The following is a 21,595-nucleotide window of genomic DNA, read 5'->3' as shown; positions in this document are numbered from 1 at the left end:
ACGCACCACCTCGCGCCCCGCCGGCATCGCTGACGGCAATATGTTGCCATTGGCATCCTGCTCGGACTCCGACACCTCGCCCCAGCCCTTGGCCGGATCCATCCAGTTCGATCCCGTCAGCAAATTCGCAAACGACCGCTCGCCGCTCCAATAGGTCACCACCGCCAGATTCACGCCCAGTTGAAAACCGGACGCAGGCGGCGTGGAAACAGTTGGAGCCGGAGCCGGAGCCGGAGCCGGAGCCGGCGTCGGCGTCGGGGTCGGGGTCGGGGTCGGGGTCGGGGTCGGGGTCGGGGTCGGGGTCGGGGTCGTGACCGATGTGCCTGAAGGGACCACCGTCACATCGGATGTGGTCGCCGGCTCACCACCCGATCCACCGCAAGCACTCAATGAGAAAGCCGCCGACAGCATCGCGACGGTCGTCACGATGCTCCGACCGGAACGGCCCCCCGGTCGAGTGGATAGTATGAATTCGTGCCGTGACAATGGCCACACTCCCGAGGATCTGTTCATCGGGGAGGTACGAAAAAATGATTATTGCCCAATTAATTGGCGGTTTATTTCCTCGTAAGGAAGATTGACGATCCGGCAACTGGCACCGCGATTCGGCGTGTGCGACCCGATCACTTCCTGCATGAGGCATCGAACCGGTTCGATGCCGGGCAAGACGACCGCATCCGTCGGGCATCCGGTGTCGGGACCCGGTGGGTGACATCGACCTTCCGCGTGGCGGCCCGAAGAGGGGCACCACGGAAAATTCGGTGATGGACGAGGATTGCGCGCTGCTGGTATCGCTGGCGAACCGACACGGATCGACGGGCGGATCATCAGCCAGCTGATCGTACAACGCGACAAACGGTGACGTTGACGCACATGGACTGGCCAGGCCGGTCACATGGACAGGGAATAATGGGATGACCGCCGGATGATCTTCGTTCTCAAGACAAGCATCACCATCTCGCTGCTGTCCGGTGCGATGATCTACCTGTTGCGGATGCTGGTGAAGCGGCCGTTTCGCGACACCACGATCACCGCCACCTATGTGACCATCCTGTCTTTCCTCGGCCTTTGTATCGGCCAGGTCTTCATCGCCTTCACCGCGCTGGGCACGATCGTGGCTTATTTCGCCCGCAGGCGCACGATCGCCGCCGGTGTCGCGCTGTTCGTCATCATCACCATGCCCGCCGTGCTCAAGACCATCATGGCGGGGTCGCTTCAGCTCATCAACATCTCGACCGAAACCAGCGCGACCCTCGGACTGCTGGCCGGCAGCTTCATGTGGGGCGGCCGTTCCGGGCGACACGACGCGACCCGTGATCTTCCGGCCTATATGATCATCGCCGTGCTGACCTTCTCGAACGCGCGCGACACGACGATCACCAATGTCCTGCGTGTCGTGATGGAAAATCTGATCGCATTCGTGCTGCCCTATCTGTTGATCCGGAACGCGTTGCGTGACGCGATCAGCATCCGCAACGCGTTCCTGTTCGTCACGGCGGCGGGGCTGTGCCTGTCGGCCGTCGCGATCTTCGAGAGCGTCCGGGTCTGGCCGATCTATCAGGCCTATGGTCAGCAGTTCGGCACGATGTCGTTGGCCAACGTCAAGATGCGCGGCGGCATGCTGCGCGCGGGCGGGCCATTGATGAACCCCCCGCTGTCGGGCGCCATCCTGGCGCTGTGCTTCGTCACCGCCTTCGCCGCGCGCGACCTGTTCAGGACGGCGATGGGCCACCGGATCGTATTGGCGGTGCTGGTGGGAGGATTGTTCGCCATGCAGACGCGGGCGGCCTGGCTGGGCGCGGTGTTCGGTACCGTCGGGGTGGTCGTATCACGTCGGGGTATCAGGGGGATCATCGGCTATCTGCCCATCCTGATGATCGCGGGCGGCGGCCTCTATGCCGCCGCGCTGGTCAGTCCACGCGTGGCCGGGCTGGTGGGCTTTTCGGCGGATGCGCAGGGAAGCAGCCAGTATCGCGACCAGCTTACCGATCTGGGTGTGGAGATCGTCAAGCAGCATCCGCTGATCGGCCAAGCCCCGGCGATCGTGCAGATCCAGATGTCCAGCCTGCGTCAGGGCGAGGGCATCGTCGATTTCGTCAACGGCTATCTGGGGATCGCCCTGTTCTCGGGCCTGATCGGGCTGGGCCTGTTCGTCGGTGCGCTCCTGCTGCACGGTTACCGCGCCTATGCGGGCAAGCGGGTGGCACGGGCGCGCGGGGGCGGCAGTTTTGCCGATCTCGGACTGGGCGTCGTCGCCGCGGCGGGATCGATGTTCCCGTTCGTGCCCCCCGACTATCGCGTCGTGACGACGATGATGCTGTTGTTCGCCCTGAGCAATGCGGTCGAGGCACGCTCGCATCTCCAGCCGGCGGAGCGGAGGCCCTCGCCCCCGGCACCCCCCGCCCGCCACCGCGATGAGGACGACGCGCTCACCACGGCTCCCGCCTGAAACCGACCGAGGCAGGACGCATCAGATCGATTCTACCGTCATTGTCTCGCCACGCGGGGCAATGACGGAAGGGCCGGGGACGGAAGGGCCGGGGACGGAAGGGCCGGGGACGGAAGCGTCAGGCCAACGTCATCCCGCTCTAGCGGATGTCGAACAGTGCCATGATCGCCTGTTCGCCGCCATAACCGATGGCGACGCCGGTGAGGCCCACGACGATGAACAGCAGTTCGCGGGAAACGTTCAGGAACCCGTGCCGCCGCAGCGCGATCCACGCCACCACCTGAGCGGCGAACTCGACGGTGCCGACCGCCCAGACGATGCCGACCGGCCCCAGCTGCGACCATGCGATCCAGCCCATGATCGCCAGATAGCCCAGCCGGGCGAGATTGGTCACGAAGGTGAAGCGCGTGTTGCCGATCGCGATCATCACCTCGTTGGCGGCGTAATTGCCTGCCGCGAAGAAGGTCGAGATCGACAGGATCTGCAGATACATCGCCGCGCCCGCATAGCGCGGATCGTACAGCAGGGTGATGACGAGATGGGCGCAGCCGATGAACCCGCCGGCGGCGAAGGTATAGAACAGCGTCTGCGGCATCCGGACGCTGTAGAACTTCGTCCGCAACGCTTCCGGCGACTCGCGGAATATCTCGGCGTAAAGCGGATAGAGAACGCGGCCGGCATAGGCGGTGACCAGCCCGATCGGCGCCACCGCCAGGCCGGCAGCGATAATGTAGATACCCATCATGTCGAGCGGGAACACCCGCGCCAGCACCAGCTTGTCGCCCTGCGTGATCAGCAGCGTCAGCATCGTCGACCCGGTGATGAACCGCGAGAACTGCCATAATTCCGCCGCCCGTGCCTTCGAGAAGCGGAACCGCTGGCTCGAATCCGGATAGAGCCAGTAGCTGACCCCGACCGATAGCAGCTGCCCCAGCAGCGTCGACAGGATGATCGCCCAGAAGGAACGGAAGATCAGCGCGCAGATGATCGAGATCACCAGCCCCACGATCTGGCTGCCGACATCGATCGAGCTCATCATCTTGACCCGCCGGGCGCGCAGCGCGTTGAACGGCGCCATCGATCCCAGCCCGTCGATCAGCGACGTCAGCCCCGCGACCGCGATCGGCCATTGCAGCTCCGGTTTCCCCATGAACTGCGCGATCGGGCCGGCCAGGATCGCGACCAGGATCGACAGGGCGATGCCGCGCACCAGCTTCAGCGTCCACACCTCGTCGCGGAAATCGCGGTCGATGCCCTTTTCGTGACGCACGATGAAGGCGATGATGCCGACATCGGAGATCAGCGCGAAGGTGACCATCACCGAGGTGATGATCCCGACGATCGCGAACGCCTCCGCGTTCAGCAGCCGGGTCAGGATGACTGAACTGACGATCCGCAGCACGTTCTGGAGCAGCATCACGCCGACCACGACCGACGTGTCGCTCGTCATCCCGCGCCGCACGGCACGAAAGGCCGCCGCCGGGGACATCAGCGGGTTCGGGAGTATTCTGATCGGCATCGATGCTCGCTCGAAAGACGGGGTTCAGGGAGTGGTCGTGGGGCTCCGGCGAGCGCGGCGGTACACGTCCTGCCAGCGGCCGAGAAGATCGCGCCAGCGAAAACCGAGCGCCATCGCCTTGGTCCGCGCCTGCCCGGCCAGCTGGTCGGCGAACGCGCCGTCCTGGCCCAGCCGGTCCATCGCCGCCGCCAGCGCCGCGACCACCGCCTCGTCGCCGTCGGGCGGGATCATGATCGCCTCGTCGGTGGTCAGCAATTCCTGCGGCCCGGCCCAGTCGACGCAGATCACCGGCAGGCCCAAGACCATCGCCTCCTGAAAGGCGATGCCGTTGGCTTCGGCCAGCGACGGCATCACGAGCGCGCGATAGCCCGACAGCCGGTCGTGCAGCGCCGGCCCGGTCGGCATCCAGCCGATGAAGCGCACCCGCTCACCCAGCCCCAGTCGCTCGGCCAGCGCGGTCAGTTCGCCGCGTGACGGCCCGTCGCCGATGATGTCCAGCGTCGCACCGGCATCGGCGCGCGCCAGCGCCCGTATCGCGAGGTCGCAGCCCTTGTACGGGACCAGCCGGCCGAGATGGACGAACGACCGGTTGACCCCGGCATGGCTTACCCGTGGCCGGTCGACCAGCGCATCGGGGATACCGCAATCGAGCGTGCGGATCAGCCGATCCTCGTCGCAACCGCCCAGCAGCAGCGCCGCCGCGGTCCGGTCGCCTCCCGACACCAGCAACAGCGCGTCCCGCTTGCCGCGGAACAGCCGGCCGAGCAGCCATTGCAGCGGCCGGAGGATGGCCGCGCCGATCGCCTTGCCCGCCGACTCGCGATCGCGAAACGCGGGCGGATGGGTGACGTTGCCGTTCAGCGGCCCGATCACCACCGCCCGGCCCGGCATCCGGAAATAGGGCAGCACCGGCGAGATCGGCGAGGTGAAATGGACGATGTCGGGCGAGAAGTCGTTCGCGACCCGCACCGCCAGCCGGTGCAACTGCCAGGCGTTGAGCAGCGCCAGCAACGGCTTGACACGCAGCCGGTGGAGCCAGACCTGGGTCGGCCCGTCCTCGACATAATCGATCGTCAGATCGGGCTGGTCGGCCAGCATCTCGTCGCGGACGCGGGCGTGCGTCACCTGCCGGACGTCATGTCCCAGCGCCTTCAACTCGCGATGGATCTGCAGCGCCTTGATCCCCTCGCCGCCCATCCGCCGCGAGATGTTGGGGGCGACCAGCAGGACGCGACGGATGCCGTCGAGCGTCGCCGCGCCCGCGTCTTCCTGCTCGGCGAGCGGCATCAACCGCCGCCCATCACCGAATACAGCCCCAGCTTGCGCGCGATCTGACGGACGCGGATCTTCCGCTCGAACTTGCCGCGGGGATAATCGACGAACGGCCGCACCGGCGTCGGCGCCAGTCGCGGGGTACCGTTCGCGAACAGCCCTTCGCGCTCGGCATCGACCAGCCAGTCCTTGGCGATGCCGCCGGCATGGAACGCCTTCATCTCGCCGAACGCCAGTTGCCGCAGCATGTCCGGCCCGGTCTTGCCCAGCCGCCGCGCGATCCGGCCGGCGACGGTGTTACCGAAGCAATGCCAGGCGGCGGGATCGAAATAGCCGCCCCCCATCTTCTCGGCGAGCGCAGCCCAGACGATCGATTCGACATGCATCGACCGAACATGCGCATCGGTATCGAGCGTCGCCAGCAGCTCCTCCAGCACCCGATACGGCAGCGGCGCACGGAACTGACAGACACCGATGTCGGTATGATCCGCCATCGGAATGCCCTGGTCATAGGCATCGCGGACCAGCGGTTCGGGCAGCAGACAGTTCGGCCGCTGCCACATCAGCAGCAGGCCCGTGGCCGGGGTCGGCTCGAACGCGAAGCGGTTGGGGAAATAGACGTCGGGATCGAGGATGATGACTTCCTCGCCATCCGCGGCATACAGCACCGGATCGGTGATCTTGCGCCAGCAGGGATGGCCGCCACGGAAATGGCGGATCGCCGGATAGTCCGTGAATTGTGTGGCAGCACGTTCGTCGGCATCCGCCTGATCGAATACCGACAGCCGGTGCGGCGTGCCGACGACCAATGGCGCCATCGCGGCGCGCAGCGCATCGGCATCCGCCGGCGCGTCGGTCAGCAGCGCCAGATCGAGCGGCTCCGCGGCATTGCGGAACAGGCTGGCCATGCACGCCTGCGCATAGCGGAGCGATCGGGCGCCGAGGACGCAATAGACCTTGCGCGGTGTCGTGCCGTTCACCTTCGCCTCCTGTCCGATGTCAGTTGTAATAGTCGGAATAGCCGCTGCCCTTGCCGTAGCCATAGCCGTAATCGTCGCCGGTGAAGCCCTGGACATAATTGTTCAGGACCGTGCCGAAGCAGCGAACCGACTTCATCAGCCGCATCGAATCGCGCACCTGCTTGGCGGTGGTGACGCCGTCTTCGACGACCATGATGTACCCGTCGATCATCGCGCCCAGGATCATCGCATCGTCGTTGGCGAACACCGGCGGCATGTCGCACAGGACGATGCCCGGCTCCGGCCGTGTCCGGGCCGCCGCGATCAGTTCCTGGCAACGCGAACCGGCGAGCAGTTCCGACGACAGGACGTTGCGCACCGCGGTGGGATAGATCGTCAGCTGCTGCCCCTCGATCCCCCAGGCCAGATCGGCCAGCCGGTCGTCCCGCCCGGAAAGATATTCGGTCAGCCCGCGCTCGACCGGGATGTTGTAGCGCTCCGCCACCGACCCGCGCCGCAGGTCGAGGTCGAGGATCACGGTGTGCTGGTCGGGCAACCGGGCCATCGAGGCGGCCAGATTGCACGCGACGAAGGTCTTGCCGACCCGCGGCGTGGCGGACGTGATGCCGATCACGCGCACCCCCTCCCCCATCAGCCGGACAATCTGGGTCCGGAGCAGGTTGAACGAGCGCGATCGCTCGTCGCGACTGCGAAACCCGACGATCGCCTCGCCAAGATCGGCGGCGGGCAGGATATGCCGGGGCTCGGTACTGATCGTGACCGGGCCGGGAATGGAAGGCGACTGGATATTCATCGACTGGGCGTTCCCGTGCTCAGGCTGGGGTGATGGCGGCGGGCGCCCGCTTGCGGAAACGGGGCAACCGGTCGCGCCAGCCCTTCTTGCGCGACAGTTTCGGCACGATCACCAGCGGCGGTTCGCCGATCACGTTCTGCAGCGCACCGACCCCGCGGATCGGCCGGGCGATCAGTTCCAGCAGGAACGCGATCACCACGCCCAGGCCGGCACCCCCGATCAGGCCGCCCAGCACCAGCACCGGCCGGTTGGGCGAGATCGGCTTGTCCGGCACCACCGGGGGATCGATCACCGTCAGCCGTTCGCCCCGGCGCTGCTCGCTGATCTGTGCAGACCCGCGTGCGTTCATCAGATCGGTCTGCGCCGCCTGATAATTGGTGCGCAGCCCGTCCGCGCGCGCCTGCAACTGCGAAATCTGCTCCAGCACCGCCGGCGCACGCGCCTGTGCCTGCGCTAGTGCCGCGGTCCGCGACTGTTCGGTGCCCATTGCCGATCGCAGATTGGCGATCGAGGCATTGTTGGCAGCGATCTGGTTGCGGATCGCCCCGCCGACATCGGCACGGCTGACATTCTGCGCGCCCAGCCGCTTGGCCTCGGCGAGCCGTTGCTCGGCGGCACGGACGTCGGGATGATTGTCCGAATAGATCGCGCGGGCCGATGCCAGCTGGGTCTCGGCGGCGGCGACGACGGGATCGCGGTCCACCGCGCCGCTCTGCTGGCGTAGCTGCGCGGTCAGCTGGGCATTCTCGCGCTGGAGCTGGGCGATCTGCGTTTCGTATCCGCCGCCGCCCGCCTGGATCATCATCGAATTGCCGGTCGACAGCGCCATGCCGTTGGCCAGCTTGATGCTTTCGATCTGACGCTCGATGGCGCTGACCTGCCCGGCCAGATCGTTGGCGCGCTGCTGCAGGAACTCGACCGTCCCCGTCGCCTGCTCCGCCGTCTGCGATGCGTCCAGCTTCACCAGTCGTTCGACGAAATCCTGCGCGACGATCTGCGCCTTGACCGCCTCGGGATAACGGAACGACAGCGAGAAGGCGATCGTGTTCGATCCCGGGCCGCCGATATCCGCCGATACCGGGGTGATGCTGGTCGCCCCGCGCATCGTGTCGAGCACCTCGGACAGTTTCCCCCGCCGCCGCTCATCGGGATACAGGTTGTTACCCTCGACCAGTTCGATCAGGTCGGGCCGGCTGAGGATCTGCTGGCGCACGCTGGCGATGCGGCGATCGATCAGGTTGGTCGACGACGATGCCATCTGGCCACCGACATTGGCCGGAATCTGCGGGCTTTCGACCAGCAACGTCGCCGACGACTGATAGCTGGCCGGCGTCAGCGATGCCGCGGCGACGCCGATGACGGTGCCGGCCACCGCCGGCGCGATGATCCACCAGCGCCGCTGCCACAGAATGGCAGGCAGGTACGGGATGATCCCGGCCCCCTGCTCGTTGTCCATGTCCTGTGCGTAACCTTCGTTCATCATCGTCTACCCGCCGACCACGACAGTCCCAGTCGTGCCCCTATGTCCGATCCGTCCGCGAACGAGCTGTTGACCCGGCGATAGCTGACCTGCCCGACGAGCGACAGCCGCTGCCCGATCTGGCGTTGCAGGCTGACGTCGCCCGAATACAGATCCTGATTGCCGGCATCGGACAACCCGCCCGCCACATCGCGCACCACGCCGCCATCGACATGGTTGATATTGCCGCCGATCCCCAGCGACAGTTTCTCGGACAGCCGCTGGCTGTAGCTGAGGCCCGCGCTGGTCAGCACGCTGACCCCGCCCAGCCCGGTGGCGCTGGGCACGCGCGCCGCGTTGATGCAGCCCTGCCCGCGTTCCGTGATGCGACACAGCGATCCTTCGACCGACAGCGAGACGTTGGTGCCCGACGATCCGTCACGCACGATGCCGGCACCCGCCGCCGCGGTCATCGACCAGCGTGACGACAGGCTGCGCGAATAGGTGAAACGCGGCGTGTAGACCTGCGACGACAGGCCGCGGGCGTAATCGACCTTGCTGAGCGACAGCTGGAACCCGCCGCTCGAAATCTCGGACAGCGACCGCGAATAGCCGAGATTGGCCCCGTAGCTGTTGTAATTGGCCAGCTGCGCCTCACCATCCGGGTAGGTCGACCGCACACCGTTCAGCCCGAACGACAGGGTGGAGCGGGTATCGACCAGATAGCTGCCGCCGAACTGCGCCTGCAACGTGTTGCGACGCTGCCGCAACCCGATCAGGCCGACGTCGCCGCTGATGCCGCTGGCACCCGGCTGCGTGATGACCGGATTTACCACGATCGGCGCCGTGCCGACCGCCACCGGATCGACGGCGGCGCCGCCGGTCGTGCCAGTGCCCGTGCCCGTCGTGCCCGTCCCGAGCGGTGGCACCGCCAGGGCCGACGGCACGAAGAAGCCGCCGCCCGCCCCCAGTATCTGGCTGTCGTACGTCGCGGAGACGCTCAGCGAGGTTCGCGGGCTCAGCCGCGTGCTCGCGCTGCCGTTGACGCCGTAGCCGTCGTTGCTGCCCAGCCCGCCGGACAGATAGTCCGACCGGGTGTAGTTGGCACCGATCACCCCGTCGCTCACCCCGTCGACGAACCGGACCTGCGGCCGGACGTCCAGCTGGGTCGATGCCGCGGCCTCCGACGATTCGGTCAGCAGCGGGTTGGTGGAATAGGCTCCGCCCGCCGTGACCGTGATCGACGGCAGCGTGGTCTGCGCGACGACGGACGCCGGCATGACCGCGGCGATCGTGCCCAGCAGCAGGGCGGGCAGCGACACGGAAGCGGGTCGCGGATCAGAGCGGCCCCGGATCATCACGGCACCACGACGGTGTCGCCGCTCTGCAGTTCCGGCAGGCCGGACAGATCGCGCGCGCTGGGATTTCCCTTGATGAGGTCGGTCAGCCGGACCCGCGTCGGCTCCAGGCCGCTGCCCTGCTTGCGCAGGATCAGGACGTCGTTCGTGTTGGCAAAATCGGTCGGCCCGCCCGCGCTGAAGATCGCCTCCAGGACGTTCAGATAGCGGCCGGGGGTGAACGATCCCGGACTGCGGACCTTGCCGATCACCGACACCTGGAAACCCGACGGGGTCCGGATCGACACGGTCACCTGCGGCACCTGGTCACGGAACTGGCTGGCCAGCCCCTTGGAGATCGCGGCCTCCAGATCGGCGGGCAGCTTGCCCACCGCGTTGACCCGGCCGACCAGCGGGAACGAGAAGGTCCCGTCGGGCAGGACGCGGACGGTGCGCTGCAACCGCTCTTCGCCCCAGACATAGATTTCCAGTTCGTCGCCGGGGTTGACGCGATAGGGGGGAAGGGTTGCCGACCGGCTTGCCCCGGGCTGCTGCGCCAGCGCGGGCAGCCCAACGGCGACCGATGCCGCCGCGCCGGCCACTGCCAGCGCCCGCATCACGACCATCTTCATCAACAAATCCCCATGTCTTGATCTCGACCCGTGCCGCCTTAGCCCGATGGCGTTGAGAAAGCCATAAGGCGACAAAGCCATAAGGCACATGCCATTACCGCCCCGTCGTTCCAGTGGCGATCCGCCGCCGCCCGGTGCTACAGGTCGCCCGGACCAACGATCGGGAAACGACATTGAAACGCCAACGCCGGCATGATGCGCCAATGCCGACACCCCCTGTACCCCCGCGTCATGCGCCGTACCGTGCCGCCCTGTCATCCGTCGCCCTGATCGGCACGATGCTGCTGGGCGCGGGCTGCACGTCGCGTGCCGAGCGCGCGGCGGAGGCGATGGCGGCGGGCCAGCAACTGGCCGCCGCCGGCCAGTACGGCCCGGCCCAGGGGCAATTCGACATCGCCATCGCCGCGCGCGACGACCTGCCCGAACTCTGGCTGCTGCGCGCGCGCAACCAGATCGCGCTCAACGATTATGCCGGCGCCTATGGCTCGTTCCGCAACGTGCTGGATCAGGACCGCACCAACCGCGAGGCGCTGGACGCGGTGTCGCAGCTGTCGCTCGCCACCGGCCGGCTCGACGATGCGCGCGATTATTCGTCGCAGATCCTGGCGCTCGATCCCAACAATGTCGGCGGCCTGATCGTCGCCGCCACCGCCGCCTTCCGTCAGGGCCTGTACGATCAGGCGGAAGGCCAGTTGAAGCGCGCGCTGCAACTGGCGCCCGACACCGAATCGGCGCTGGTCCTGCAAAGCCAGTTCGCCATGCGCCGGGGACGCTTCGATCAGGCGGGCGCGGTGCTGCAGCCGATCTTCCTCAAATCGGGCGGCAGCCGCGACGTCCGGCGCCAGTTGATGACGGTGTACGAACATGCCGCCGACGCGAAGGGCATGCTGGCGGTGGCGACACGCAACGTCGCGGCCGAGGGCGACGACATCGCCCACCGCCTGACGCTCGCCCGCCAGATGCTGCTGACCGGCGACCGGGCGGGTGGTGCGGCCCAGCTGAACCGCATCCACGCCACCCGTCCCGGCGATGCGCGCCGCGATGCGACGATCGCGATGCTGGCCGATGCCGATATCCCGACCGCGACGCTGGCACCGGCGCTGGCGACATTGTCCGAACCCGATCCCGACCTGACCCTCGCGCTGGCCGATTACGCGCTGGTGCGACAGGATCATGCGGTGGCCGAACGGCTGCTGGCGCCGCTGATCGCCGGTCGCCCGGCGGGGGTCGGCACCGCCGATCTCTACGGCGCCCGCGCCCACGCGCTCGCCGGGCTCGGCCGTTATGGCGATGCGGCCCGCTTCGCTGCCGCCGCCCTCCGGTTCGATCGCGAGCAGACCGACGCGCTGATGGCCCGCGTGCTAATCCAGCTGGCGGCGCGCAAGGCCGCCAGCGCCCTGCGCGACGTGCGGATCGTGGCGGCGGAGAATCCCGATTTCGCGCCGGGCTATGCGTTGTTGCGACGCGCCCTGATCGCCGCCGGCGAGCCGCTGCTGGCGGATCGCGCGCTGTTCGACGCGGTGAACGCCAACCGCAACGATCCGGTCGCGCTGCGTCAGTTGGCGGCGATGCTGGTGGCCAACGGGCGGGAACGCGACGCGCTGGATTACGCCCGGTCCTTCTCGCTGCGCAACGTTGCCTCGGTCGCGGGCTGGACGATCCGGGGTGATCTGTGCCGGATCACCGGCGACAATGCCTGTGTGGGCCGCGCGCGCGCGATCGTGGCCCGGCTTCACGGCCAGTCGGTACCCCTGCCCCCCGTCCCGGCGGACGAGCGCACCGACCAGAACGCCGCCGATGCGGCCGACGTAAAGGACAATTGATGACGTCGACCACCAGCACCGCCCCGGCGAAGCGCGCGTTCCTCGGCCTGGATTACGATCTGCTGCCGATCGACGACGTGCTGGCGCAACTGGGCGCACGGCCCGCCGATGCGCCGTTCGTCTATCTCGTCACCCCCAATGTCGATCATGTCGTCCGCCTGCACGACGACACGTCCGACGATCGCGAGACGATCTGGGCGGCCTATCGCGCCGCCCGATGGTGCACCTGCGACAGCCGCATCCTGGCGGCCCTCGCACGGCCGCGCGGGATCGATCTGCCGATCGCGCCGGGCAGCGACCTGACGCCGCTGGTGCTCGACCGGCTGTGCCGCCCCGGCGACCGGATCGCGGTGATCGGCGGCCGCGAATCGACCGTGGCAGCACTAACCCGTCTCTATCCGGGACTCGATATCGTCCAGCATCGCCCGCCGATGGGGATGCGCCGCAATCCCGAGGCGATGGCGGCGGCAGTGCGGTTCGTGGTGGAGGCGCGGCCCCGCTTCACCTTCCTCGCGGTCGGATCGCCCCAGCAGGAACTGCTCGCCGATCTGATCGCGCGCGACGGCGGCGCGACCGGTATCGGCCTGTGCATCGGCGCGGCGATCGAGTTCGTCGTCGGGGAAAGCAAACGCGCGCCGCGGCTGTTCCAGCGGCTGCATATCGAATGGGCGTTCCGGCTGCTCGCCGATCCGCGCCGGTTGTGGAAACGCTATCTCGTCACCGGACCGCGCATCTTCCGCCTGGTCCGCGACCATCATCCGGGCGACACCCCCGGCGCGTGATCCGCGCCGGGGATACCGGATATCAGGTGGTCGGGGCCGCCGCCTTGGGCGTGGCACCGGCCTTCGGCGCAAAGCCGGGCTGATAGTCGATCTTGGCGCCGTCGCGCGCCTGCTTCAGCTGCTTCTGCGCGATGTCGCCCACCGCGGCACGGCGGATCGCCTCGGCGGCGATGCGGCGGGCCGGGTCGCCCGCGATCGGCTGGGTTTCCTTGCCGGTGATGACGCTCACCACACCGCGCCCGCCCGTCGCGACGACGAAGGGCTCGCCCGCCGGCAGGTCGGTGACCGTCTTCAGGAACTGCGCCGGGGTGCCGCCGCTGTCGAGCTTGGCGGGCTGGCGCTGGGTCGGGATCGACATGCTCTTCAGCCGCGTCACGACCGCGTCCAGGGTGTGATCCGCCTCCAGCGCCTTCAATCGGCTCGGGTCGGCCGGCAGCGGGAAGATCACCTGGTCGAGCGAATAGATGGTCCGCTGCGCGAACATCTCGGGATGCTGGGCGATGAAGCCGTCGATGTCGCTCGCACTCGGCACCGGGACGTTCTTGGTCACCTGCTGGCCGAGCATGTTGATCATCAGCTCGTCGTTCACCCGGCGCTGCTGCTGGAGATATTCGGGGTCCTTGTCGATCCCGCGTTCGCGCGCCTGCTGGACCAGCAGCTTGCGGTTGACCAGGCTCTGCAGGGCCGCGGTGCGGATCGCGTCCTTGTCAGCGCCCGCCGGCGCGTTCTTCAGCTCGCCGTTCAGTTCGGACAGCGATACCTCCTCGCCGTTCACCACGGCGACGACCTGCCCGGTGGCGGAGCGCTTGCACCCCGTCACCGCGATCGCCGATGCCATGATCACGATCGTTAACGCTTTGGATCGCATAACTGTCTTTCACTCCTAACCAACGTCCACTAACCGGATCGGGCAGGCCCACCGGATGGCAGGGCTCCCGTACGTACCGCCAGGGGCGGATCTTTGGAAGGAACCACGTGATGCAGACTATCTACGATTGGATCACGGTCGCCTTCTTCGCCGGATTGGTGGTCCTGCTGCTGCAGCGTTCGGTCGGACCGGAAGAAAAGCAGGATTCGATGCTTCACTATATCGTTCCGGCCGGTGGCTGCGCGGTGACCAACTATCTGGGTAATGAGGGATATCACGCCTTCGCGATTCTCGTCTTCGTGGGAATCCTCGCCTATACCTGGTATTTCCTGAAACCGTTCGCGCGCACCTGATCGCGGCGGCGTCCCCCTGTCCGTCGCGGACCCGCACCGGCCGGGGATCAATGGGGCCCGATCAGCATCGCCCGCCCCGCCCGGCCCGAATCGGCGACCAGCGTCTGCACGAACCGGGTCAGCGTCGCCATCGCCTCGCCGCGATCGTCCGAGATCACCGACACGCGGGCAAGCAGGCCGTCCGGGATGAAGCCCTGCAGATTGGCCTTCGCCATCATCAACCGCTGGTCGAACCACCGGACCGGCATCGAATCGCCGATCCGGGTCCAGTACATCACATATTCCCGCCGCGCGCCGCGATCCGCCGCCAGGAAGCGGACGGGGATCGAGAAACGGTCGTTGATCGGCACCGTCGCCGCGCTGTTCTCGATGATCGAGAAACCGGCGGCCGGATAGCACACCTCCGGCCGGTGGACCTGCAACCGGCCCTCCTGCACGCTGCTATAGGCCATCACCAGCATCACCGGATCGGCGCCGCCATCGGTATAGACGCGCGTCAGCAGCTGTTCGTACAGGGTGCGCGACAGCTGGTCCTCGGGCGGCAGCACCAGCCCCGACTGGGTGGCATAGCGCCACGATCCCAGTTGCTCGGGGATCAGCTTGCCGAACGCCTCCTCGCCGATCCGCGCGACGCTGCGCCGGGGAACGTAGAGTTCGGACAGCGCCACGGTACCGCCCACCGCCAGTCCGATGATGAGCTTGCGGCGCGACAGCAGGTCGGGCCCGGTACCGGCCGTCCCGCCGTCATGCCGGCCGTCGCGATCGCCGGTCAGGTCCTGACCCATGATGACATCGCCCGCGCTCATGGCTTCATCAACCCCGTCCGATGGCCGATCGCGGTGAAGATCTTGTCGATCAGGAAGATCGTCAGCACCGACACCACGAACATGAACAGCCCCGCCGCCTCGTGCAGGAAGCCCTGTGCCACCGCCTCGCCAGCATAATAGGTCAGCAGGACCAGGATCAGCACGCGCAGGAAATTGGCGAACACCGCGATCGGAAAGATCATCGCGATCAGCAGCAGCGTGTACCGCCAGCTCGCATTGTGCCGCAGATAGACATAGAAACTGCCGATCGCCGTCAGGCTGATGAGCGAGTTCAGCCCGGCGCAGGCGGCGGCGATCAGCAGCTCGAACTGGCCGATATAGATGCTGACGCCCGACGTCGCGACCGGATACCCCAGCCGGGCGAGCAGCCCCACCACGCTTTGCGAGATGACCAGCTTCACCGGCTGCGTGCCGATATCGACCACGGTCTGCGGGATCGGGATCAGGAACAGCGAATACAGGATCGGGAACCACAGCACCGCCAGCGGCCGCCGCCCGCCGACCGCATAGAGGATCGCGATGAACGACAGATACGCCGCCAGCCCCCGCACTTCGAGCAGGCCGGTGATCCGCGCCGCGGCATAGAGCATCAGGCAGGGCACGAGGAACAGCGCCGCCTTCCACGCGGCGGGTGGCGAGGCGACCGCCGCCGCCTGCCTGGCGCTCAGGGCGAAGATCCAGATCGCGGTGGCGAACACGATCGGGGCATGGGCCGCCTGATCGGTGCCCCAGCCCCGCGCCGCCAGATCGAGCAGGGTCGGCCCGGCGAGCAGCGCCAGCCCCAGCCAATAGATCGGATGGCGGCGGAATGCCGTCCACAGCGTCAGCGCGGTATCGCGCCACTCCTCGCGCCGGGTGGGGCGCGGGGGCGGGGGTGCCGCCGGCTGGCCGTTGCCCGGTATCGGGGCAGACGGCACGGCACCGGTCCAGCCCGGTTCGGGTGACGCGGTGTCGGGAGAAACGCTCAGGTCCATGATACCGGCAAGTCTAACCGCCAAAAGTTAAGGGCAAGCCCAGAAAGCGCGGGATCGACCGACCGGACCTTGCGGGCCGCCGATCGAATGATGGCCCGACCCGCCGGTACTGCCGGTCATGGCTGACGATCACCTCTTCCAACACCGCTCGCTGTAGAAGGACGGCACGGCCTTGGCAACCGGCCGCCCCCTCCGGTGCCATTGAACCCCAGATGTACAGACCTGCGCACCGTCCCTAAAAGGGACAGGGCGGCAAATAACGGGGGCAAGGGGAGCATGACCGGGCAGGGGGTCGGCACGAATCGCGGTTCCGACATGAAAAACCGTGATGTTTCCACAGGATCGCCGCGATGACGGACGCAGGTGACGGGCCGGAACGACGGGTCCGGCGACGCCGCATCGTGCGGATGCTGGGCGGCTGGGCGATCCTGGTATCGCTGTTCCTCCTCTGGCAGACGCTGACCTATCGCGGGCTGATGGCGCTGGCGGCGGAGTGGCAGTTCAACACCTTCGGCCGCTACTATCCCTCGCTCACCTATGTTCTGCTCGCGACCGTCATCGCATCGCCGGTGCTGTGGCTGTTGCGCGGCGGCGACCGCGACGGGGAGGTGGTCGGTGGCGAAGGGGCCGTCATCGCGCCGTCGCCGTTGCCGGGCCGCGCGTTCATCCGCACCATATTGGGCGTCGCCGCCGGCTGTGCGGTGATCTGCCTCGCCGTGCTGATCGCGATGATGTCGCTGCCGGGCGATACCGGCGCGGTGCAGCGGGTCGTGGTCGGATCGCCCGCCGCGGTCGACCCGCGCACCGGTCCGACCGAATTGTCCGGCGCCCTGCTGCGGGGCCGGACCGCGGGCCTCAGTCAGGATCTGCTGGTCGCACGCCGGACGATCCGGTTCGCGCCGATGCTCTCCCCCGCCGGCGACCATGCCGAGCCCGTCCGCTATTTCGTGGAGATCGGCGCGGACGAGAATGCCGCGACGATGCAGGGCAATGGCCTGCGCGAGGGCATCCTGCGGCGCGGCGGATTGCCGGGCGAACTGGAATATTTGTTCCGATACGCCGGCTACGACGTGGCGACGCCCTATTATGTGCTGTTCGCGTCGCGCGCCGCGCTGCAATGGCCCTATCGCGTGGCGGCGATCCAGCTCGCGCTGGTCGGGCTGATCTGCCTGATCGCGGCGGGAGGGCTGCATCTGCGGCGGGAGCGGCTGCGCCGCCGGCTGCACGATCATGACAGCCGTCATACCGACCCCTTGCCCTGATTTCGTGCTGAACCGGCCATTAGCCATGAACGGAAGGCTGGCGTTCAGGGATGGGGGTGCACGACGATGCCCATGGCCCCGTCGCTGTCCCTCAAATCCTTTTCGCTGGCGGTGGCGGCACTCGGCTTCACCGGCATCACGCCGCCCGGCGGCGGCGCGCGTCTGACGCCGCCGCCCGCCGTGCCGGTGCCGTCAGGAAACGACTCGATCGATCCGCTGACGCTGACGCGTTCGGCGGACGGATTATTCTACGTCACCGCCGCGGTGAACGGCGTGCCGGTGCGCTTCGTGGTCGATACCGGGGCCAACGTCGTGGTGCTGACCAGGGCGGATGCCGCCGCCGCCGGGGTGACCGGCTCAACCGCCGGGGGCCGCGCCTTGCGGACCGCGGGCGGCACCGCGGCGATGCGCTGGGCGACGATCGAGCGACTGATTATCGGCGACCACGCCATCGCCGATGCCGATGCCGCCATCGTGGGCGATGGCGGCCTGCCCCATTCGCTGCTCGGCCAGTCGGCGCTGTCGCGACTCGAATCGGTCACGCTGCGCGGCAACCGCCTGCACCTCCGCTGATCCGGGAAGATCAGCCGCCCCGCCTCAGGCGACCACGCCGGCCCTGATCCGCGCACGCCGCGTGAAGAAGCCGATCAGCGCCATGCCGCACAGGATCATCATCCACGATGCCGGTTCGGGGACCGGCGACACCGGATCGGTCGCCTCGACGAGCGGATTGAGTCCCGCCGGATCGAGCGGGTCCACGCCGGTGCCGATGACCCCCGATCCTGCCCCGATTTCCGACCCCGCCCCCGACATGAACGACGCCTGCCGGAACCCGTCCAGATTACCCTGCGGCCCCAACGCGTCGCCATCGGCGACGAGCAGCGGCGCGACACCATCGACCAGGGCGAGGAACGCACGCGGCTGACCGGCGGCCGCCGGGATCAGGCCGGGCAGCATGGTGCGGGTGGCCGGACGCGCGCCGGCCGGGCGACCGGTGCGAAACGCCCGCGCGAACGCCGCCGGCTCCATGGTTCCGAACCGGCGCGGCAGCGGCGCGACCGGATCGGTCACCACCGCCGCGAAGGCGGACGGCAGACGCCCTTCCTCAAACAGGGCGCGCTCGGTATGCGGGGCCAGCGCGACGATCGCGAACACGGTGACCAGACCACCCACGACCACGGCCTGAAATCGACGTTCGTGCAAGGCCAGCGTCGAAGGGGATAGGGTCATGTCAGGGTTCCTCACCAGCGTTTCCATCCGTCATGCGCGCTTGCAGGGCGCATCGTCGGAGGGCCCCCGCACCACCGCCGCCCCCGTCATGGCGGTACTCGTCACGGCGGGGCTGCTGGCCGGTTGCGCCCCCGCCCCCACGACACCGGATGCCGCGATCGTCCGCGCGGTGCTCGCGCTGCTCCAGTCCGATCGCTCCCCGACCGCACCGGGCCTGTGCGTCGATGCCCGCCCGCGCGGCGCGGCGCTCGCGATCTTCCGCACCATGCGGATGACCACCGAACCCGACGAGCGACCGTGGCGGTCGCCGGCCCCGCTGGGCGCCGCGCCGCGCGTGAAGGGGCAGCAGTTGTTCGAGGATGCGGTCGGCCGCGACCGGTTGCGTATCCGCGAGCCGGAGACGCCGGCCCCCGCCCTGCCGCGTGCGGCGCAGTTGCGCCTCGACGCCGCGGCCCGTGCGCTGTCGCTGGCGGACCGGTCGACCGATCATGTCGTCGGCGACGATCTCGCCCCGCCGGGAATGGCGGTGCGCTGGTGGCTGCTCAACCGCCTGCGCGGGTGCGAGCGCACCTTCATTCTGTCGCGGATCGCCCGCAACGATGCGATCGGCTTCGTCACCGTCACCGCCGATCACTGGGGCACCACCTATGCCGTCGAACGCGTATCCGGCGGCTGGCGCGTGACCGGCCAGTGGGACAAATGGCTCTACTGAGCCGCCCATCGGGCTAGGCCAGCGCCGCCAGCGCCGCCCCGACCAGCAGCCACGGCAGCAGCAGCCCGGCGACGATGATCGGCCCGCGGAACTGGCGGATGCGCAGTTCCACCGCGTCGAGCGGCGGTTCTTCCAGCCCCGCGTCGCGCCAGGTGCTGGCGGGCGCGGCGACGGTGCCGAATTCGGCGCGCACGATCGTCTGCGCCGGGGTGGTGACGTCGACCGCGTCGATCGCCAGCGGCACGACGAAGCGGCAGCCATAATGCTGGCCGTCGCGCCGCACCACGCGGGCGGTATGCCGCCCCAGCCCGGCGATCCCGACCGACACCGTCGCGTCGATCGCGATCGGTTCGTCGGACAGCATCCGGAAACCGGTCGCTGACAGGTCGTCGACCTGGATGTCGACGGGACGCTGGTCGTCACGGCGCAGCGTCGCGCCCAGGTTCACCGTCTGACGATCGGCGATCCGTTCGTCCTGCTCGCGATAGAGCTTGGCCGTCACCGCCATGTCATGCGTCTCCCACCGATCATGTCGATCGATGTGCACCCGCCGGGGTTAGGGGAACGTAAACGCACACACGATTCACCCGCCATGCGGGGCAAATCGCGCCGCGATGCTGCATTTCAACGCCGAAACCGGCGTATCGGGCATGGGCGTATCGATACGCGGGCGTGGTTAACGGCCGGTTTATGATGAGCGACCGGTTAACATCCGGTTTCCCCGCCTGACGGAAAACGCGCGCCGATCGGTTCGTGCCGACTGATCCACGTTCTTGTTCGCTGCGGATTGAAGTGTTTAGCTCCCGCCATGCCCCCCGCCACCCGACCGGAACACGTCCCCGCCCGCCGAGTCGCGGTCGCCATTCCGGTCCGGGACGAGGAAGAACGCCTGCCCGCCTGCCTGGCCGCGCTCGACCGGGCGGCGGCAGCATGGGGATCGCGCGGGCCGGTTACGATCGTCGCGCTCGCCAACCAGTGCCGCGACCGCAGCGTCGCCATCCTGCGCGACACCCGCCTGTGCCATGCGACGCTGGTGTGGCGCGCGGTCTCGCTGCTGCCGGGATACCGCCATGCCGGCTGGGCGCGCCGCCTCGCCTTCGATGTCGCTGCCGACCTGCTGGTCGCGGACGACGACCTGCTGCTGTCGACCGATGCCGACACGCTGGTCGCGCCCGACTGGCTGGTCCGCAACGCCGCCTGCCTGACGGAGGCCGATGCGGTGGCGGGCCGCGCGGTGACGATCCGGGCGGAACGCGTCGCCACCGGCGCGACCGGGCATCGCCGGCTCGATCTGCTCGGTCGCTACTATACCGCGCTCGATTATCTCCGCGCCGTCCGCGATCCGGGGGTGGAGCCGTGGCCCCGCCATTATTACGAAGGCGGTGCCAGCATCGCGCTGACCCATGGTCTGTACCGCCGCATCGGCGGCGCGCCGACCCCGTCACTGGCCGAGGATCGCGCCTTGTTCGACCGCATCCGCGCCGCCGGTGGCCATGTCCGCCACCCGGTCGACGTGCGCGTCGCCACCTCTTGCCGGCTCGATGGTCGCGCGCCCGGCGGGATGGCGGATACCGTCGCCGGCTGGGTCGCGCAGAACGAGGATGCACCGCTGCACGACACCTACCGCCTGCCCGTCGCGCTCGATCCCGATCTGGCGGTGGCCGCCGACCGGCTCAGCTTCGCCACGCTGCCCGCCACGCTGGCGGAGGCGCAGCGGCTGATCCGCCTGCACCGGTCAGACGCGACGCCACAGGTCGAGCCGATACCGGTCGTGCCGGTCGCCCCGCCGCTCGATCACCGCGTCGCCGAGCAGGTCGCGGAGTTCGGTGACGGCATCGTCTCCGGACTTGGGATAATCGGTATCCCCCGTCCAGTGGACCAGCAACAGGTCCCCGCCTGACCGCAGCGCATCCCGCAGATACGCCGCCATCCGCGCCAGATCGTCACCGTCCCAGTAATAGATCACCTCGGACAGCAGGATCAGGTCGAACGGTCCGGCCGGCGTCTGCGCGGGCAGGCTGCGTTCCTCGAGCCGGACCTGCGGCAGGTCGCGGCACCGCGCCCGCGCCGCCGCCAGCGCGGTCGGCGACGGATCGACCGCGAGCAACCGGTCGCAGCGCGGGGCGAGCAACGCGGTCAGCACCCCGTTCGCGCACCCCACTTCCAGCGCGTCGGCGTAGCGCGCCGCCGGCAACGCCGCGAGCGTCTCGGCATATTTGGCCTGTTCGTAGGGGCTGGTCTCGAACCCCCAGGGATCGCCCTGTTCGCGGTACAGTTGCTCGAACCATTCGCCGTCGATCGATCGTTCGCGCCGGGTCACGAC

The 21,595-nt window shown here is 68.3% G+C and carries 20 protein-coding genes; 7 read left to right on the top strand and 13 right to left on the bottom strand.

The genetic code is table 11. The features are described from left to right. Positions 1-925: 925 nt before the first annotated feature. Positions 926-2,449 (top strand): O-antigen ligase family protein, encoded by a 1,524-nt coding sequence (locus IFT82_RS15385; protein ID WP_192128383.1) that lies wholly within the window; start codon positions 926-928, stop codon positions 2,447-2,449. Positions 2,450-2,588: 139 nt separating this feature from the next. On the opposite strand, the gene IFT82_RS15380 is transcribed toward IFT82_RS15385, so the two are convergent. Genes IFT82_RS15380 through IFT82_RS15350 form a run of 7 tightly spaced genes read right to left on the bottom strand, consistent with a single transcriptional unit; the run spans position 2,589 to position 10,441 of the window. Further along, positions 2,589-3,938, bottom strand: a complete 1,350-nt coding sequence (locus IFT82_RS15380; RefSeq protein ID WP_192128380.1) for an oligosaccharide flippase family protein — start codon at positions 3,936-3,938, stop codon at positions 2,589-2,591. Between the two features lie 54 nt (positions 3,939-3,992). Next, positions 3,993-5,255 carry a glycosyltransferase family 4 protein gene (locus IFT82_RS15375; RefSeq protein ID WP_192128378.1) on the bottom strand — a complete coding sequence of 421 codons (1,263 nt, stop codon included), beginning with the start codon at positions 5,253-5,255 and terminating at the stop codon, positions 3,993-3,995. Continuing rightward, entirely contained in the window at positions 5,255-6,220 is a 966-nt protein-coding gene (locus tag IFT82_RS15370) for a hypothetical protein (protein ID WP_192128376.1), read from the bottom strand. Before IFT82_RS15370 ends, IFT82_RS15375 begins: the two co-directional genes overlap by 1 nt. Before the next feature lie 19 nt (positions 6,221-6,239). Then, positions 6,240-7,013 (bottom strand): CpsD/CapB family tyrosine-protein kinase, encoded by a 774-nt coding sequence (locus IFT82_RS15365; RefSeq protein WP_192128374.1) that lies wholly within the window; start codon positions 7,011-7,013, stop codon positions 6,240-6,242. A gap of 19 nt (positions 7,014-7,032) precedes the next feature. Then, positions 7,033-8,496 (bottom strand): GumC family protein, encoded by a 1,464-nt coding sequence (locus IFT82_RS15360; protein WP_244646808.1) that lies wholly within the window; start codon positions 8,494-8,496, stop codon positions 7,033-7,035. After that, positions 8,493-9,794 (bottom strand): hypothetical protein, encoded by a 1,302-nt coding sequence (locus IFT82_RS15355; protein WP_192128372.1) that lies wholly within the window; start codon positions 9,792-9,794, stop codon positions 8,493-8,495. The genes IFT82_RS15360 and IFT82_RS15355 overlap by 4 nt, the downstream gene beginning before the upstream one ends. A gap of 35 nt (positions 9,795-9,829) precedes the next feature. Next, the gene (locus tag IFT82_RS15350; protein WP_244646806.1) at positions 9,830-10,441 is read right to left on the bottom strand and encodes a polysaccharide biosynthesis/export family protein; all 612 of its coding nucleotides are present in this window, start codon (positions 10,439-10,441) and stop codon (positions 9,830-9,832) included. Positions 10,442-10,644: 203 nt separating this feature from the next. Between IFT82_RS15350 and IFT82_RS15345 the strand changes: the two genes are divergently transcribed. Together IFT82_RS15345 and IFT82_RS15340 are read left to right on the top strand one after the other, a co-directional pair. Continuing rightward, the gene (locus IFT82_RS15345) at positions 10,645-12,264 is read left to right on the top strand and encodes a tetratricopeptide repeat protein (RefSeq protein ID WP_192128370.1); all 1,620 of its coding nucleotides are present in this window, start codon (positions 10,645-10,647) and stop codon (positions 12,262-12,264) included. Beyond that, positions 12,264-13,046 carry a WecB/TagA/CpsF family glycosyltransferase gene (locus IFT82_RS15340; RefSeq protein WP_192128368.1) on the top strand — a complete coding sequence of 261 codons (783 nt, stop codon included), beginning with the start codon at positions 12,264-12,266 and terminating at the stop codon, positions 13,044-13,046. Before IFT82_RS15345 ends, IFT82_RS15340 begins: the two co-directional genes overlap by 1 nt. Positions 13,047-13,068: 22 nt before the next feature. Here the strand turns inward: IFT82_RS15340 and IFT82_RS15335 are convergent, their stop codons facing one another. Continuing rightward, positions 13,069-13,914 (bottom strand): EpsD family peptidyl-prolyl cis-trans isomerase, encoded by an 846-nt coding sequence (locus IFT82_RS15335; protein ID WP_274602250.1) that lies wholly within the window; start codon positions 13,912-13,914, stop codon positions 13,069-13,071. Between the two features lie 110 nt (positions 13,915-14,024). On the opposite strand from IFT82_RS15335, the gene IFT82_RS15330 reads away from it, so the two are divergent. Then, positions 14,025-14,267, top strand: a complete 243-nt coding sequence (locus IFT82_RS15330; RefSeq protein WP_192128364.1) for an XrtV sorting system accessory protein — start codon at positions 14,025-14,027, stop codon at positions 14,265-14,267. 47 nt (positions 14,268-14,314) lie between these two features. Here the strand turns inward: IFT82_RS15330 and epsI are convergent, their stop codons facing one another. Both epsI and xrtV read right to left on the bottom strand, forming a co-directional pair. After that, entirely contained in the window at positions 14,315-15,073 is a 759-nt protein-coding gene (epsI, locus tag IFT82_RS15325) for an exosortase-associated protein EpsI, V-type (protein ID WP_192128362.1), read from the bottom strand. After that, positions 15,070-16,068, bottom strand: coding sequence for an exosortase V (gene xrtV / locus IFT82_RS15320; RefSeq protein WP_192128360.1), 999 nt, complete (start codon positions 16,066-16,068; stop codon positions 15,070-15,072). Before xrtV ends, epsI begins: the two co-directional genes overlap by 4 nt. Positions 16,069-16,418: 350 nt before the next feature. On the opposite strand from xrtV, the gene IFT82_RS15315 reads away from it, so the two are divergent. Both IFT82_RS15315 and IFT82_RS15310 read left to right on the top strand, forming a co-directional pair. Then, positions 16,419-17,330, top strand: coding sequence for a hypothetical protein (locus IFT82_RS15315; RefSeq protein WP_192128357.1), 912 nt, complete (start codon positions 16,419-16,421; stop codon positions 17,328-17,330). Positions 17,331-17,396: 66 nt separating this feature from the next. Beyond that, complete coding sequence (locus IFT82_RS15310) at positions 17,397-17,903, top strand: retropepsin-like aspartic protease family protein (protein WP_192128355.1); 507 nt, start codon at positions 17,397-17,399, stop codon at positions 17,901-17,903. Between the two features lie 24 nt (positions 17,904-17,927). Here the strand turns inward: IFT82_RS15310 and IFT82_RS15305 are convergent, their stop codons facing one another. After that, positions 17,928-18,560, bottom strand: coding sequence for a PEP-CTERM sorting domain-containing protein (locus tag IFT82_RS15305; protein ID WP_192128353.1), 633 nt, complete (start codon positions 18,558-18,560; stop codon positions 17,928-17,930). On the opposite strand from IFT82_RS15305, the gene IFT82_RS15300 reads away from it, so the two are divergent. Then, positions 18,559-19,272, top strand: a complete 714-nt coding sequence (locus IFT82_RS15300; protein WP_192128351.1) for a hypothetical protein — start codon at positions 18,559-18,561, stop codon at positions 19,270-19,272. The genes IFT82_RS15305 and IFT82_RS15300 overlap by 2 nt on opposite strands. A 13-nt stretch (positions 19,273-19,285) precedes the next feature. Here IFT82_RS15300 and IFT82_RS15295 read toward each other — a convergent pair whose 3' ends face one another. After that, positions 19,286-19,819 (bottom strand): PilZ domain-containing protein, encoded by a 534-nt coding sequence (locus IFT82_RS15295; protein ID WP_207105803.1) that lies wholly within the window; start codon positions 19,817-19,819, stop codon positions 19,286-19,288. 1,188 nt (positions 19,820-21,007) lie between these two features. Continuing rightward, positions 21,008-21,592 (bottom strand): SAM-dependent methyltransferase, encoded by a 585-nt coding sequence (locus IFT82_RS15290; RefSeq protein WP_192128341.1) that lies wholly within the window; start codon positions 21,590-21,592, stop codon positions 21,008-21,010. Positions 21,593-21,595 lie beyond the last annotated feature (3 nt).

This window comes from Sphingomonas sp. CFBP 8760 (assembly GCF_014841615.1).
Classification (GTDB): Bacteria; Pseudomonadota; Alphaproteobacteria; order Sphingomonadales; family Sphingomonadaceae; genus Sphingomonas.
Note: the sequence above shows the minus strand (reverse complement) of the source record. Positions and strands in the feature narration are given on the sequence as shown.

Excerpts from the sequence above, each read along its gene's own strand:
- IFT82_RS15375 (WP_192128378.1), bottom strand. The coding sequence starts at position 5,255 with ATGCCGCTCGCCGAGCAGGAAGACGCGGGCGCGGCGACGCTCGACGGC.
- IFT82_RS15350 (WP_244646806.1), bottom strand. The coding sequence starts at position 10,441 with ATGAAGATGGTCGTGATGCGGGCGCTGGCAGTGGCCGGCGCGGCGGCA.
- IFT82_RS15360 (WP_244646808.1), bottom strand. The coding sequence starts at position 8,496 with ATGATGAACGAAGGTTACGCACAGGACATGGACAACGAGCAGGGGGCC.
- IFT82_RS15385 (WP_192128383.1), top strand. The coding sequence starts at position 926 with ATGATCTTCGTTCTCAAGACAAGCATCACCATCTCGCTGCTGTCCGGT.
- IFT82_RS15365 (WP_192128374.1), bottom strand. The coding sequence starts at position 7,013 with ATGAATATCCAGTCGCCTTCCATTCCCGGCCCGGTCACGATCAGTACC.
- IFT82_RS15345 (WP_192128370.1), top strand. The coding sequence starts at position 10,645 with ATGCCGACACCCCCTGTACCCCCGCGTCATGCGCCGTACCGTGCCGCC.
- epsI (WP_192128362.1), bottom strand. The coding sequence starts at position 15,073 with ATGAGCGCGGGCGATGTCATCATGGGTCAGGACCTGACCGGCGATCGC.
- IFT82_RS15330 (WP_192128364.1), top strand. The coding sequence starts at position 14,025 with ATGCAGACTATCTACGATTGGATCACGGTCGCCTTCTTCGCCGGATTG.
- IFT82_RS15340 (WP_192128368.1), top strand. The coding sequence starts at position 12,264 with ATGACGTCGACCACCAGCACCGCCCCGGCGAAGCGCGCGTTCCTCGGC.
- IFT82_RS15380 (WP_192128380.1), bottom strand. The coding sequence starts at position 3,938 with ATGTCCCCGGCGGCGGCCTTTCGTGCCGTGCGGCGCGGGATGACGAGC.
- IFT82_RS15315 (WP_192128357.1), top strand. The coding sequence starts at position 16,419 with ATGACGGACGCAGGTGACGGGCCGGAACGACGGGTCCGGCGACGCCGC.
- IFT82_RS15300 (WP_192128351.1), top strand. The coding sequence starts at position 18,559 with ATGTCAGGGTTCCTCACCAGCGTTTCCATCCGTCATGCGCGCTTGCAG.
- xrtV (WP_192128360.1), bottom strand. The coding sequence starts at position 16,068 with ATGGACCTGAGCGTTTCTCCCGACACCGCGTCACCCGAACCGGGCTGG.
- IFT82_RS15310 (WP_192128355.1), top strand. The coding sequence starts at position 17,397 with ATGCCCATGGCCCCGTCGCTGTCCCTCAAATCCTTTTCGCTGGCGGTG.
- IFT82_RS15335 (WP_274602250.1), bottom strand. The coding sequence starts at position 13,914 with ATGCGATCCAAAGCGTTAACGATCGTGATCATGGCATCGGCGATCGCG.
- IFT82_RS15305 (WP_192128353.1), bottom strand. The coding sequence starts at position 18,560 with ATGACCCTATCCCCTTCGACGCTGGCCTTGCACGAACGTCGATTTCAG.